Annotated in this window: 11 protein-coding genes and 1 riboswitch; all 11 genes read left to right on the top strand. The window is 70.9% G+C overall.

What is annotated here, in order from left to right; all coding sequences use genetic code 11:
- Positions 1-43 precede the first annotated feature (43 nt).
- The 11 genes from I8N67_RS30675 (at position 44) to I8N67_RS30725 (ending at position 13298) form a co-directional block, all read left to right on the top strand.
- Positions 44-1531, top strand: coding sequence for a serine/threonine-protein kinase (locus I8N67_RS30675; RefSeq protein WP_267912849.1), 1488 nt, complete (start codon positions 44-46; stop codon positions 1529-1531).
- Positions 1532-1759: 228 nt separating this feature from the next.
- The gene (locus I8N67_RS30680; RefSeq protein WP_200307497.1) at positions 1760-2428 is read left to right on the top strand and encodes a SurA N-terminal domain-containing protein; all 669 of its coding nucleotides are present in this window, start codon (positions 1760-1762) and stop codon (positions 2426-2428) included.
- Between the two features lie 71 nt (positions 2429-2499).
- Complete coding sequence (locus tag I8N67_RS30685; RefSeq protein ID WP_200307498.1) at positions 2500-3561, top strand: nucleoside triphosphate pyrophosphohydrolase; 1062 nt, start codon at positions 2500-2502, stop codon at positions 3559-3561.
- Positions 3562-3591: 30 nt separating this feature from the next.
- On the top strand, positions 3592-5775 hold the full coding sequence (locus I8N67_RS30690) for a tetratricopeptide repeat protein (protein WP_200307499.1): 2184 nt from the start codon (positions 3592-3594) through the stop codon (positions 5773-5775).
- The gene (locus I8N67_RS30695; RefSeq protein ID WP_200307500.1) at positions 5772-7097 is read left to right on the top strand and encodes a cytochrome P450 family protein; all 1326 of its coding nucleotides are present in this window, start codon (positions 5772-5774) and stop codon (positions 7095-7097) included. Before I8N67_RS30690 ends, I8N67_RS30695 begins: the two co-directional genes overlap by 4 nt.
- 128 nt (positions 7098-7225) lie before the next feature.
- Positions 7226-8314: a LysM peptidoglycan-binding domain-containing protein gene (locus I8N67_RS30700; protein WP_200307518.1), complete on the top strand. Its 1089-nt coding sequence runs from the start codon at positions 7226-7228 to the stop codon at positions 8312-8314.
- Positions 8315-8496: 182 nt separating this feature from the next.
- Positions 8497-8677, top strand: a riboswitch (cyclic di-AMP (ydaO/yuaA leader).
- A gap of 4 nt (positions 8678-8681) precedes the next feature.
- Positions 8682-9398, top strand: a complete 717-nt coding sequence (locus tag I8N67_RS30705; RefSeq protein WP_200307501.1) for a LysM peptidoglycan-binding domain-containing protein — start codon at positions 8682-8684, stop codon at positions 9396-9398.
- Between the two features lie 525 nt (positions 9399-9923).
- A complete protein-coding gene (gene eno / locus I8N67_RS30710; RefSeq protein ID WP_200307502.1) occupies positions 9924-11204 on the top strand; it encodes a phosphopyruvate hydratase in 1281 nt (426 codons plus the stop codon).
- Between the two features lie 106 nt (positions 11205-11310).
- Positions 11311-11793 (top strand): FtsB family cell division protein, encoded by a 483-nt coding sequence (locus I8N67_RS30715; RefSeq protein ID WP_200307503.1) that lies wholly within the window; start codon positions 11311-11313, stop codon positions 11791-11793.
- Between the two features lie 36 nt (positions 11794-11829).
- Positions 11830-12360, top strand: coding sequence for a DUF501 domain-containing protein (locus I8N67_RS30720; RefSeq protein ID WP_200307504.1), 531 nt, complete (start codon positions 11830-11832; stop codon positions 12358-12360).
- Positions 12357-13298, top strand: coding sequence for a Ppx/GppA phosphatase family protein (locus I8N67_RS30725; protein WP_200307505.1), 942 nt, complete (start codon positions 12357-12359; stop codon positions 13296-13298). Before I8N67_RS30720 ends, I8N67_RS30725 begins: the two co-directional genes overlap by 4 nt.
- Positions 13299-13763: the final 465 nt, after the last annotated feature.

Genomic DNA, 13763 nt, shown 5'->3' on the forward strand with positions numbered 1-13763 from the left:
GGTGGCCCAGGGGAGCGGACGTGTGATCACCGGCCGCTACGAGCTGTCCACGCTCATCGGGCAGGGCGGCATGGGCCAGGTGTGGACGGCGTACGACCAGCGCCTCGACCGACGCGTGGCGGTGAAGCTGCTGCGCCCGGACAAGGTCGCGGGCCAGGAGGCCGACGAGCTGCGCCGCCGCTTCGTGCGTGAGTGCCGCGTCACCGCCCAGGTCGACCACCCCGGCCTGGTGACCGTGCACGACGCGGGAACCGAGGGCGAGGAGCTGTTCCTCGTCATGCAGTACGTCGACGGGGCCGACCTCGCCGACCACCTCGCCGAGCACGACCCGTACCCGTGGCAGTGGACCGTCTCGGTCGCCGCCCAGCTGTGCGCCGTGCTGTCCGCCGTGCACGCGGTGCCGATCATCCACCGCGACCTCAAGCCGCGGAACGTCATGGTCAAGCAGGACGGCACGGTCACCGTCCTCGACCTCGGCGTCGCCTCCGTCATGGACACCGACACCACCCGCCTGACCCACACCGGCTCACCGATCGGCAGCCCCGCCTACATGGCACCCGAGCAGGCCATGGGCGGCGCCGTCGGCCCGTACACCGACCTGTACGCGCTGGGTGTGCTGATCCACGAACTGCTCAGCGGGAACGTCCCGTTCACGGGATCCACGGCCCTCGGTGTCCTCCACCGCCACCTCTACGAGCCGCCGGTCCCCGTCCGGCGACTGCGCCCCGAGGTGCCCGAGAGTCTGGAGGCCCTGGTCCTCCGGCTGCTCTCCAAGGACCCGCAGCACCGCCCGTCCTCCGCGCAGGAGACGTACGAACAGCTCCTCCCGCTGCTGCCCGCGCGCGGCATGCCCACCGGCTCGCCGCTCGACCCCACGCGTCCCTTCCTGCGCCCGCACGCCCCCTGGCCGGACCGCGCCCGCATCCCCGCCCCGCAGCCCTCCGCCGCTCCCGCGCCCACGGTCGACAGGCCCGATGTGGCGGGCGCCGTCGACGAGGTCAAGCGGCTGCTCGGCGAGGGCCGCATCACCCAGGCCGTCGACATCCTGGGCTCGATCCTCCCGGCCGCCGCCGCCCAGCACGGCCAGCACTCACCCGTCGTCCGCACCCTGCGCAAGCAGTACGCGGCCACCCTCATGGACGACGGCCAGTACCGTCGCGCCCTGCCCGAGCTGCGCCGCCTCGCCGACGAGCGCGCCGCCGAGGCCGGCCAGGCCGACCCGCAGTCCCTGCGCTTCCGCTACGAGTCCGCCCAGTGCCTCGAACAACTCGGCGAACCGGCCGCGGCCCTCGCCGAGTACCGCTCCCTGCTGCCGTACTTCGAGAACCAGTACGTCGGCGGTGACCCCGAGCTCTCCCTCGACATCCGCCGCCGAATAGGCCTCCTGCTCCTCGCCCTCGGCGACCGCGGCGCCGCCCACGAGACCCTGGGCCGACTGCTGCTCGACGTGGAGCGGCTGCGGGGACCGGGCCATCCGATGGCGGGCGAGGTCCGGCGCACGCTGCAGTGGCTGGGGCAGGTCCGCGGCTGACGCACGCGGCGGCCGTGCCGTACGGAGATCGCCGGCTGAGCCGGACGTGGCGGGCGGTGGTGCCCGAAGTCGGCGTGAATCGTTGGTCGAATGGCTGGCCGAGAGTAGGGGCCACTGCCTAACATCGATCACCGCAAGACCTTGTGCGCCCGCCCGTCGCCCGACCGCCGCCCCTCATCGAGGCGCTGCGCGCCGCGCCTGTCTGCACAATCTCCTCAGGAGGCCAACTTGCACCGCCGCCGTCGCACCGCGCTTCTCCTCTCCGCCGCGATCGCCGCCGCGGGCCCGCTCCTCACCGCCTGCGGAAGCGATGCGCATCCCGGCGCGGCGGCCGTCGTCGGCGGCGAGCGGATCACGGTCGCGCAACTGGAGAACCGGGTGAACGAGGTGCGTACCGCCCAGCGCGCCGCCAGCCCCGACCAGGCGCAGTACCAGCAGGCCATCTCCCAGACCAGCGCCCTCACCCGCAACACCCTGAACGGCATGGTCCTGGAGAAGGTCCTCGACCAGGCGCTCGAAGACGCCGGGGTGACCGTCACCCGCAAGGAAGTCCAGAAGTACCGCTCCGACCTGGAACAGGACGCCGGCGGCGCCGAGGCTCTGGAGACGGCCTACCTGCAGCGCTACAGCGTCGCCCCCGAGCAGCTCGAAGAGAGCCTGCGCAGCGATGTCGAGGTCCAGAAACTCTCCACCGCCCTCGGCGCCGACCTGAACACCCCGGAGGGCGGCACCGTCTTCTGGCAGGCCCTCTCCGGGGCCTCCAAGAAACTCGACGTGGACCTCAACCCCCGCTACGGCAGCTGGGGCGTCGATCAGTCCGGCCGGGTGGGCCTGGTGCAGGCGAAGACACCGTGGCTGCGGGAGGTCACGGCGACGGGGACGGAGCAGCCGGCGTAACGGCCACCTGTGGACAACTTCGCCTGTGGATAACTTCGGGGGCGGTCCGTGACGTGGGTTACGTTCGTGGTGTGAACGCAAACCGCCCCCACGGCGCCCCCGACACCACGGCCCCCGACACCACGGCCCCCGGCACGACGGCCCCCGGCACGACGGCCCCGGCCTCCGCCACCGCGGCCGCCCCCGGCCGGGTCGTCCTGCTCACCACCAGCCACCGTGTCGCGCCCGGCCTCCTCTCCTGGCCCGCCTGGCAGGCGCTGCACGGGGCCGACCGCGTCCTCTGCGCGGACGATTCACACCCCCAGCTTCCCTACCTCCGCGAGGCCGGCACAGCGGTCGAGCTGGCGGCCCCGACCGCCGAGGAACTGGTCGACGACTGCGCCGGTGACCGCACCGTGGTCGTGGTGGCCGCCGCCGAGGGCGAACCCCGTCTCACCGACGGCCTCGCCCGCCTCGCCGGCTCCGGCCGCGTCCAGATGCCGTCCCTCGAGCTCCTCCCCGCCTCCTACGACCTGCCCGGCGCCCGCCTCCTCGACCTCGTCCAGGTCATGGACCGCATCCGCGCCGAGTGCCCCTGGTCCTCCCAGCAGACCCACAAGGGCCTCGCCAAGTACGGCATCGAAGAGTCCTACGAACTGGTCGAGGCCATCGAGGAGGGCGACCGCGACGAACTCCGCGAGGAGCTGGGCGACGTCCTCCTCCAGGTCGTCTTCCACGCCCGTATCGCCGAGGACGACCCCGACACCCCCTTCTCCATCGACGACGTCGCCGCCGGCATCGTCACCAAACTCATCCACCGCCACCCCCACGTCTTCGGCGACGAGACCGCCACGACCCCGGAGGAGGTCCAGCAGCACTGGCTCCGCACCAAGGCCGTGGAGAAGCGCCGGGAGTCGGTGACGGACGGCGTCCCGCTGGGACAGCCGGGTCTGGCCCTCGCGTCGAAGCTGGCCTCACGGGTACGTTCGGCGGGTCTCGACGTCCCGCTCCCGGCAGGGGAGGGCCCCGGGTACGAGCTGCTGGCGATGGCCGTACGCGCCGAGGCGGCCGGGGTCGATCCCGAGGCTGCGCTGCGGGCCGCGGCCCGGGCCTACCGGGACGCGGTGCGGGCTGCCGAGGGGCTGGACGCTTAGTACCGTTGTCCTTACGGGTGGTTGCGACACATGGGGGCCGGAGTGGGGCGGGAGTCGGACGAAGAAGCGGGGACGGAGCGCTCGGTGGAGGCCTCGGGCAGCAACTCCATCGCCGCCGGGGGCGACATCGCCAACGCGATCACCGGCGGGGTCTACCACGAGCCCGTCATCATGGCCCGCACCATCGGCGGCACGGTCTCGACGGGGGCCCAGGTCGCCGGGGACCACGTCGACTTCCGTGACGCCACCATCAACGGCCGGGTCGTCGCCGCGGAGCACCACCACTACGGCAGTGTCCCCGCCCCCGCCGAATGGCGGCCCGTCGCGGACGCCGAACCACTGGAGTTCGGCGTCCGGCCGACCCAGCACATACCCGGGCAGTCGGATGTCCCGCCGTACGTCCCCCGGGACCGCGACGAGGAACTGCGCGCCAAGCTCGCCTACCGGGGGCTCGTGCTGATCCTGGGAGAGCCGTACGCGGGCAAGTCGTACACCGCGTGGCACGGGGTGCGGTCGCTGGCGGGCCACCGGCTGTACGCGCCGGACCCCGGGGAGGATCTGCGCGGACTGCTCGCCGTGCTGAAGGGGGCACCCGGCGAGTACGTCGTCTGGCTGGACGAGGTGACCGACCATCTCGGTCTCGGCGAAGGCGGCCTGGATCCCCGGCTGCTGGGACGGCTCACCGCCCTCGGCGCGGTGGTGCTGGGCACGATGGACTCCGAGGAGTACTACCGGCGCCGTTCCGGGAGCGCCCCCGGCGACCAGGTCGTCGCCATGGCCCGCACGGTCGAGCTGCCGCGCGAGTGGAGCGAGGCCGAGCTGGTGCGGTTGGCGACCCACGACGACCCGCGCGCCTACCCGGCCTACATGTGGAGCGGCAAAGAGGGCGCGGCGTCGTACTTCGCGGTCGGTCACCTGCTGTTCGACGAGTGGCGACGCGTGGGAACGCGGGCCGGCCACCCGCGTGGACACCTGCTGGTCCGGGCGGCGGTGGACCTGGCGCGCTGCTCAGTGACGGGCGCCGTCCCCGTCGGACTGCTCCGACAGGTCCAGGAGCGGTACGGGACGGAGGACCGCGAGTCCTTCGACGACGCCCTCGCCTGGGCGACGACGTCGATGTTCGGCGTCTCGGGACTGCTCGTGCGGGGAGAGGCGGACGACACCTGGCGGGCGTACGGGGCGCTGGTCGCGGAGGCGCTCCGGTCGGAGGACCTGGAGCCGGTGCCGGACGAGGTCTGGTGGCTGCTGCTCGACGCGGCGGAGGGCGGAGAGGCTCGGATCGATCGTGCCGCCGTCCTGGACGCGGCCCACGCGGCGCTGCACCCACGGTTCGAGGAGGGGGACGCCGAGCTGATGTTCGCCTTCGCCGACCGCGTGGGCGGCGAGGCACGCGAAACCCTGTTGCGCGCGGCGGCCGACGCGGGACACCCCCAGGCCGCCGAGGAATGGGCGGCGCTGCTGCTGCACACCGGAGACGAAGCGGCGGCGCTGCGGTATCTGGAGAGCGCGGCGGAGCGCGGAAGCGTCAGCGCCGCGGGCGAGGCCGGGCGGTTGCATCGCATACGCGCCGAGCGGTTCCTGCGGACTGCTGCCGAGGGAGGGGACGGGGCGGCGGCCCATGGACTGGGCGACATGCTGCTCGGCACCGAAGGAAGCGAGGCGCTTCGGTGGTACGTGAGGGCCGTCGGCGCCGGTCATGAGCGAGCGGCCGCGGGCTTGGGCAGGGCACTGGAGTACCGGGGCAGTAGCGAGGCGGAGTTCTGGATCCGCCGCGGTGCCGCGCTCGGAGACCCGCACGCGGTGCTCTCTCTCGCTGTCTTTCTGCACCGCGAGGGTGACCACGATGCCGAGGTGGAGCAGCTCTACCGCAGAGCCATGGCGGCAGGGCACCCTGCGGCTTCCCGGGGCCTCGGCAACTTTCTCGTCCGTACGGGCTCTGTGGTCGAGGGGATGGAACTGCTCCGTCACAGTGCCGTTCAGGGAGATGCGGAAGCCGCTTTCTGGCTGTGGCGCATGCAGAGCGGCGCCGAGAGGGAGGAGGCCGAGGAGTGGCTGCGCAGAGCCGCTGAGCAGGGCCACTACTACGCCAGGAAGCAGCTGGGTGAACTGCCTGTTCCTCCGGGCGACCGGTCCGTTCCTCCTGGCGACCGGCCCGTTCCTGATGGCGACCGGTCCGTTCCCCCGGGCGACCGGCCCGATACCGTCACCGAGTGACCAACCAGCCGCCCTCCACGACCCCCGCCCCCGACCTCTTCACCTGGGAATTCGCCACCGACCCCTACCCCGCCTACGCCTGGCTCCGCGACCACGCCCCCGTGCACCGCACGAAGCTCCCCAGCGGTGTGGAGGCCTGGCTGGTCACCCGCTATGCCGACGCCAAGCAGGCGCTCGCCGACGGACGCCTCTCGAAGAACCCGGCGCACCACGCCGAGCCCGCTCACGCCAAGGGCAAGACGGGCATCCCCGGTGAGCGCAAGGCCGAGTTGATGACGCATCTGCTGAACATCGATCCGCCGGATCACACGAGACTGCGCCGCCTCGTCTCCAAGGCGTTCACGCCCCGCCGGGTCGCCGAGTTCGCGCCCCGCGTCCAGGAACTGACCGACCACCTCATCGACCAGTTCGCGGCCAAGGGCGAAGCCGATCTCATCCACGAGTTCGCCTTCCCCCTCCCCATCTACGCGATCTGCGACCTGCTCGGCGTCCCGCGCGAGGACCAGGACGACTTCAGGGACTGGGCGGGGATGATGATCCGGCACGGCGGTGGGCCGCGCGGCGGCGTCGCCCGGTCGGTGAAGAAGATGCGCGGCTATCTCGCCGACCTCATCCACCGCAAGCGCGAGGCGCTGTCCGACGCCCCCACGCCCGGCGAGGACCTGATCTCCGCGCTCATCCGCGCCTCCGACCACGGTGAGCACCTCACCGAGAACGAGGCGGCCGCGATGGCGTTCATCCTGCTGTTCGCCGGGTTCGAGACGACCGTCAACCTCATCGGGAACGGCACGTACGCCCTCCTCACCCACCCCGAGCAGCGTGCCCGCCTTCAGACGTCCCTCGCCGCCGGGGAGAGCGCGCTGCTCGAAACCGGCGTCGAGGAACTCCTCCGCTACGACGGCCCCGTCGAACTCGCCACCTGGCGCTTCGCGACCCAGCCGCTCACGATCGGCGGGCAGGACATCGCCCCCGGCGACCCCGTCCTCGTCGTCCTGGCCGCAGCCGATCGGGACCCGGCCCGCTTCGCGGACCCCGACACCCTCGACCTCTCCCGCCGCGACAACCAGCACCTCGGCTACGGCCACGGCATCCACTACTGCCTCGGCGCCCCCCTCGCCCGCCTCGAAGGCCAGACCGCGCTGGCGACCCTCCTCACCCGCCTCCCCGATCTGCGACTGGCGGGGGATTCGGCCGATTTGAGGTGGCGCGGAGGGCTCATCATGCGGGGATTGCGCACACTTCCGGTGGAATTCACGCCAGTTCGGCGGCCGATAGCAGTACCCAATTCCGCACCAGAAGATGACACTCCCTCAAGTCTGTGATCTTCACGTGATCTGCGCTGCATTAACTTGTGACAACTGATCGACTGCCGATACGTTCACACGTCAGTGCGAAGGGCCGTCACCACACCCTCCGCACAGGTCATCGCTGTCGCGTGAAAGGCAACCGCATGCTCTCCGGGAACGGTCGTCACCGTCGCCCCCGTCAGGCTCCGGCCCTCCTCGTCGCAGCCGGCGTGACCGGCTCGGCCATCGCCATCCCACTCCTCGGCGCCACCGGCGCGAGCGCGGCCAGCGGGACCACCTGGGACCAGGTGGCGGAGTGCGAGAGCGGCGGCTCGTGGAGCGCCGACACCGGCAACGAGCGCTACGGCGGTCTCCAGGTGACCCAGGCGAACTGGGAGCGGTACGGCGGACTCGACTACGCCGCGAGCGCCGACCAGGCCAGCCGTTCGCAGCAAATAGCGGTCGCCGAGAAGATCCTCGCCGACCAGGGCGTCGGCGTCTGGTCCACCTGCGGACTGCTCCACAACCTCGGCGGCGACTCCGGCTCCGCCGATGTGGACACGGGTGTCGCGGGTGATTCATCCAACTCGGGCAGTTCATCCGGTTCGTCTGATTCATCCGAATCGGGCAGCTCGTCCGACTCGGCCAAGTCGTCGTCCGGCTCGGACTCGAAGTCCGACTCCTCCTCGGATGCCACCGAGGGCTCCATCAAGGCCGACACGGGTACGGGTACGGGTGCGGACGCAGGCGCGGGCGCGGACTCCGACTCCGGCGACTCCACGGACTCCGACAGCTCTTCCGCGGGCGGCGACGCGGCCGGCGACTCGACCGAGAATTCGACCGAGAATTCGACCAAGGACTCAACCGAGAACTCGACGGACAACTCGGATAACTCGGGGCAGACCGACAGCTCTTCGACCGACGACGAAAGTGACAGCAGCACCGGCCGTCATCGCGGCGCCAGCGCCGAGGAGAACTCCGGCTCCGACGCCGGTACGACCGACGGCTCCCGCACCGATTCCTCGTCCTCCGGCCGTCACGCCTCCCGCGGCGGCGACGCGTCACGCGAGGCCGCGGACGGCTCGTACACCGTCCTCGTGGGGGACAGCCTGACGGCGATCGCGAACTCGCTCGGCCTGGAAGGCGGGTGGCGGGAGCTGTATGCCGAGAACGAGGGTGCGGTTGGAACTGACCCGGACCTTATCCTTCCCGGTCAGACCCTCGAAGTCGGTGTTGAAACGGGCGAAAAGTAGCGGGAGTTCCCGTCATGGTTCGCCCTTGAATGCCCGTTTTGATCTCGGTGGGAGATGAATCACAGACCCCCTGATCGTCTTTGAAATTCGGCGAATCACGTGTTTACGGTCGTGACCGCTCGCCACAGCGGGCACCCGTGGTCGTCACGCCGAATCCTGCCAATGGCCGCGGGGAACAGTCGTCGCGTAAAGCGCCGTAGGCAGGAGCGGGGGACCCAAGGTAAGCGCCGGGCCCAGCACTTGAGGCTGGACCGGCTTGGGGTGGAGCCGCGCATCGTGAGCCGGGAGGCGAGCGGTCGCGGCCGGGCAACTCAACCGGCCCGAACCCGACAGCTCACCTCGTAGGCGTCGGTGAGGGGATCACTCCATGCTGTTTTCCAGCAAGGGCAAGCACCGCCGCCCGTCCAAGGCTGCTCGCGCCATCGCCGTCGCCGGTGTCACCGGCGCCGCAGCCATCGCCGCTCCGCTGATGGTCGCCGGCAGCGCTTCCGCCGCCACCTCCTCCGAGTGGGACGCCGTCGCCCAGTGCGAGTCCGGTGGGAACTGGTCCATCAACACCGGCAACGGCTACTACGGCGGTCTGCAGTTCTCCGCCTCCACCTGGGCCGCCTACGGCGGTACGCAGTACGCCTCCACCGCCAACCAGGCGAGCAAGGCCCAGCAGATCGAGATCGCCGAGAAGGTCCTCGCGGGCCAGGGCAAGGGTGCCTGGCCGGTCTGCGGCACCGGCCTGTCCGGCGCCGCGTACGACGGCGCCGCGGCCTCGTCGAACTCGGGCTCCAGCTCGAACTCGGGCTCGAACTCCGGCTCGTCCAGCTCCTCCTCTTCCCAGGAGAGCACCCAGAAGAGCACCCAGGAGACCCGCTCCTCCCGCTCCTCCGAGCGCGCCACCGTCAAGACCCCGACCGGCAAGAAGGTCAAGAAGGGCGACGGCGAGTACAAGGTCGTCAAGGGCGACACCCTCAGTGGCATAGCCGAGAAGAAGAACGTCAAGGGTGGCTGGGAGAAGCTCTTCGAGCTGAACAAGGACATCATCGACGACGCCGACTTCATCTACCCCGGCCAGCAGCTCCACCTGAGCTGACCCGCCGGGTCCCGACGGCCGCCGGGCGCCCGCCGCCCCCACGCCTCACCGAGCCCTCCCCATGGCCGCCCCCACGGCCGGGCAGGTGAGGTGGCCGGTTCAGCCGGGCCGAAAACAAGGCCGCTCCCCAGCTGAACCACAGCCCGCTCACACCCGTGTCCTCCATAGTGAAGACCTCGTGAGGGCCGTCCCCCCGTCCCCACGGGCCCCCCGCCTCGGTGCGCATTCCCCCGTACGCACCGGGGCGGGGCTTTTTCATGCCCGCGGGCTCCCCGCTCCACCTCCCCGCTTCGCCCCCTCGTTCCCCTTCTTGCTCCCCTCCTTGTTCCCCTTCTTGTTCGCTTTCCCGACCACCCCCCTTTGTTCCGGCAGGGAACAATGGGTACGGTCTGTCTGTCCACGGGACGGTCGGTCGACTGCCGACGCTCCCGGGGCGGTTAGGCTCTAGTCGCAGGGCTCAGTAAGGGTTCGTCAGCGCCCACTGGCCCCGCACAACCAGCGTCACATCCCAAGAAGGAGATGCTCGTGCCGTCCATCGACGTCGTCGTAGCCCGGGAAATCCTCGACTCGCGAGGCAACCCCACCGTCGAGGTCGAGGTCGGCCTCGACGACGGCAGCACGGGTCGTGCCGCCGTTCCGTCCGGCGCCTCCACCGGTGCCTTCGAGGCCATCGAGCTCCGTGACGGCGACCCCAACCGCTACCTCGGCAAGGGTGTCGAGAAGGCCGTCCTCGCCGTCATCGAGCAGATCGGCCCGGAGCTCGTCGGCTACGACGCCACCGAGCAGCGCCTGATCGACCAGGCGATGTTCGACCTGGACGCCACCGACAACAAGGGCTCCCTCGGCGCCAACGCCATCCTCGGCGTCTCCCTCGCCGTCGCGCACGCCGCCTCCGAGGCCAGCGACCTGCCGCTCTTCCGCTACCTGGGCGGCCCGAACGCGCATCTGCTGCCCGTTCCGATGATGAACATCCTGAACGGCGGCTCGCACGCCGACTCCAACGTGGACATCCAGGAGTTCATGATCGCCCCCATCGGCGCGGAGTCCTTCTCCGAGGCCCTGCGCTGGGGCGCCGAGGTCTACCACACCCTCAAGAAGGTGCTGAAGACCAAGGGCCTGTCCACCGGTCTCGGCGATGAGGGCGGCTTCGCCCCGAACCTGGAGTCCAACCGCGCGGCCCTCGACCTCATCCTCGAGGCGATCAAGGAGGCCGGCTACACCCCCGGCGAGCAGATCGGCCTCGCGCTCGACGTCGCCGCCTCCGAGTTCTACAAGGACGGCGTCTACACCTTCGAGGGCAAGGAGCGCACCGCCGCCGAGATGACGGAGTACTACGCCGAGCTCGTCGAGGCGTACCCGCTCGTCTCCATCGAGGACCCGCTGTTCGAGGACGACTGGGCCGGCTGGAACGCCATCACCGAGAAGCTCGGCGACAAGGTCCAGATCGTCGGCGACGACCTCTTCGTCACCAACCCCGAGCGCCTCGCCCGCGGCATCGAGGAGGGCTCGGCCAACGCCCTGCTCGTCAAGGTCAACCAGATCGGCTCGCTGACCGAGACGCTGGACGCCGTGGAGATGGCCCAGCGCAACGGCTTCAAGTGCATGATGTCCCACCGCTCCGGCGAGACCGAGGACGTCACCATCGCCGACCTCGCCGTCGCCGTGAACTGCGGCCAGATCAAGACCGGCGCCCCGGCCCGCTCGGACCGCGTCGCCAAGTACAACCAGCTGCTGCGCATCGAGGAGATCCTCGACGACGCCGCCGTGTACGCCGGCCGCAGCGCCTTCCCCCGCTTCAAGGGCTAGTCGACAGAGGTCTGAGGCAGCGTCGTACGTACGTCCCCGTACCCGGTCCCGTACCGTGTGCGGGGACGTACGCACATACACGCAGGAGAAGAAGGGGAAGCGGGACATGGCCGTGAAGGACCGGGACCGGGACCGTTTCTCCACCGCGACCCGGCTGAAGCTGATCGGCGAGCAGACGGCCGCCCGGGTCTACCGCTCGCAGACCAAGCGCCAGGCCCGCCGCTCCCGCCTGACCGGCCGCGCCGCGCTGCTCGCCCTCGTCCTCTGCTCGATGATCGTGGCCCTCGCCTATCCCATAAGGCAGTACGTCTCCCAGCGGGCCGAGGTCGCCGACATGCGGCGGGAGCGCGAGGCGGCGCGCGAGCGGGTCGAGGAGCTGCGCGACCTCAAGGCGCGCTGGCAGGACGACGCGTACGCCGAGCAGCGCATCCGGGAGCGGCTGCACTATGTGATGCCGGGCGAGACCGGCTTCACCATGATCGACCCGGATGCGGCGAAGCAGTCCCGTACGACACAGGGGGCGGCCGACCGTCCCTGGTACACCAATGTCTGGGACGGGGTCGACAAGGCCGACGCCGCCGACCAGTGAACCGCCCAGCCCCACCGAGGACTTGAGTAGCAGGTTATGCAAACGCCCCCGCCTCCCACCCCGCGCACCGAGCCGACCGACGCCGACGTCGAGGCCTTCCAGCAGCAGCTGGGGCGCCCGCCGCGCGGGCTGCGCGCGATCGCCCACCGGTGCCCGTGCGGGCAGCCGGACGTCGTCGAGACGGCGCCCCGTCTGCCCGACGGGACGCCCTTCCCCACGACGTACTACCTGACGTGTCCGCGGGCCGCCTCCGCGATCGGCACGCTGGAGGCGAACGGCGTGATGAAGGAGATGACGGAGCGGCTGTCGACGGACCCCGGGCTGGCCGCCGCCTACCGGGCCGCGCACGAGGACTACATCGCCCGCCGCGACGAGATCGAGGTGCTGGAGGGCTTCCCGAGCGCGGGCGGCATGCCGGACCGGGTGAAGTGCCTGCACGTCCTCGTGGGGCACTCCCTGGCCGCCGGCCCCGGCGTCAACCCGCTGGGCGACGAGGCGATCGAGATGCTGCCGGAGTGGTGGGCCAAGGGGCCGTGCGTGGTCCCCGCTGAGGAGACCGGTCAGTGACCCGGGTCGCCGCCGTCGACTGCGGTACGAACTCCATCCGCCTCCTCGTCGCCGACGCCGACCCGGCCACCGGCGAACTCGTCGAGCTGGACCGGCGGATGACCATCGTCCGGCTCGGCCAGGGCGTCGACCGTACGGGCCGGCTCGCCCCCGAGGCGCTGGAGCGGACCTTCGCCGCCTGCCGCGAGTACGCGGCGGTCATCAAGGAGCACGGCGCCGAGCGCATCCGCTTCGTCGCGACCTCCGCCTCCCGCGACGCCGAGAACCGCGACGAGTTCGTCCGCGGGGTGCTCGACATCCTCGGCGTCGAGCCCGAGGTGATCTCCGGCGACCGCGAGGCCGCGTTCTCCTTCACCGGCGCGACCAAGGAACTGAAGGGGCGCGCGGACCTCGCCAAGCCGTATCTGGTCGTGGACATCGGCGGCGGCTCGACCGAGTTCGTCGTCGGTGACGACGAGGTGCGCGGCGCGCGTTCCGTGGACATCGGCTGTGTCCGGCTGACCGAGCGGCACCTCGTACGGGACGGCGTCGTAGTCGACCCGCCCGGGCCGGAGCAGATCGCCGCGATCCGCGCCGACATCGAGGCCGCGCTGGACCTCGCGGAGCGGAGCGTTCCGCTGCGCGAGGCGCACACACTCGTCGGGCTCGCGGGCTCGGTGACCACCCTGTCCGCGATCGCCCAGGACCTGCCCGCGTACGACTCGGCGGCCATCCACCACTCCCGGATCCCCTACGACCGCGTCCGCGCCATCACCGAGTGGCTGCTGCGGTCCACGCACGCCGAGCGGGAGGCGGTCCCGTCGATGCATCCGGGACGGGTCGACGTGATCGCGGCGGGCGCCCTCGTGCTCCTCTCGATCATGGACCGGATCGGGGCGGCGGAGGTCGTGGTGAGCGAGCACGACATCCTCGACGGCATCGCCTGGTCCGTCGCGTAGATCCGGTTTGCGTCGGTCCTTGTCCGGCCTCCTCCCGCCCTCCTCCCGCCCTCCTCCCGCCCTCCTCCCGCCCTCCTCCCGCCCTTCTCTCGCCGCGATCGCCCCGCCCGTGAGGGCTTCGTGAGGGAGTCTTTGCTACTCGTCGGTAGCCTCGCTTGAGCTGTGCGGATAACGTATGAGCGCCCCCGAGGGGTGCCTCGGGGCCCCTCGCCGATGTGCCGCCGGAAAACTTCGTGAAGTTCTTCACAAGAGAATCGGCCCTGATGGGCGACGTTTTGAGGCTCCGCAGAGACTTCGGGGGGTGCGGGGGGTCAACAGGGCGTCCCGGAGGGGGTTTCGCGGGGGTCTCGTCCGTGTGAAACCAGAGGGTGGTTCAGAGGGTTCGCGAGCCCGGAACGGCAGTTCACGCGGCATTGACAACGGTCTCTCACCAGGGCTGGTTCCCCTGTTGGACCATGACCTGTG

The sequence above is a fragment of the Streptomyces adelaidensis genome, from assembly GCF_016598475.1.
Lineage (GTDB): Bacteria > Actinomycetota > Actinomycetes > Streptomycetales > Streptomycetaceae > Streptomyces > Streptomyces adelaidensis.

What these genes read in the sequence shown, in the direction of transcription:
- I8N67_RS30690 (WP_200307499.1), top strand. Translation starts at nt 3,592, where the DNA reads ATGGGGGCCGGAGTGGGGCGGGAGTCGGACGAAGAAGCGGGGACGGAG.
- I8N67_RS30700 (WP_200307518.1), top strand. Translation starts at nt 7,226, where the DNA reads ATGCTCTCCGGGAACGGTCGTCACCGTCGCCCCCGTCAGGCTCCGGCC.
- I8N67_RS30705 (WP_200307501.1), top strand. Translation starts at nt 8,682, where the DNA reads ATGCTGTTTTCCAGCAAGGGCAAGCACCGCCGCCCGTCCAAGGCTGCT.
- I8N67_RS30715 (WP_200307503.1), top strand. Translation starts at nt 11,311, where the DNA reads ATGGCCGTGAAGGACCGGGACCGGGACCGTTTCTCCACCGCGACCCGG.
- I8N67_RS30720 (WP_200307504.1), top strand. Translation starts at nt 11,830, where the DNA reads ATGCAAACGCCCCCGCCTCCCACCCCGCGCACCGAGCCGACCGACGCC.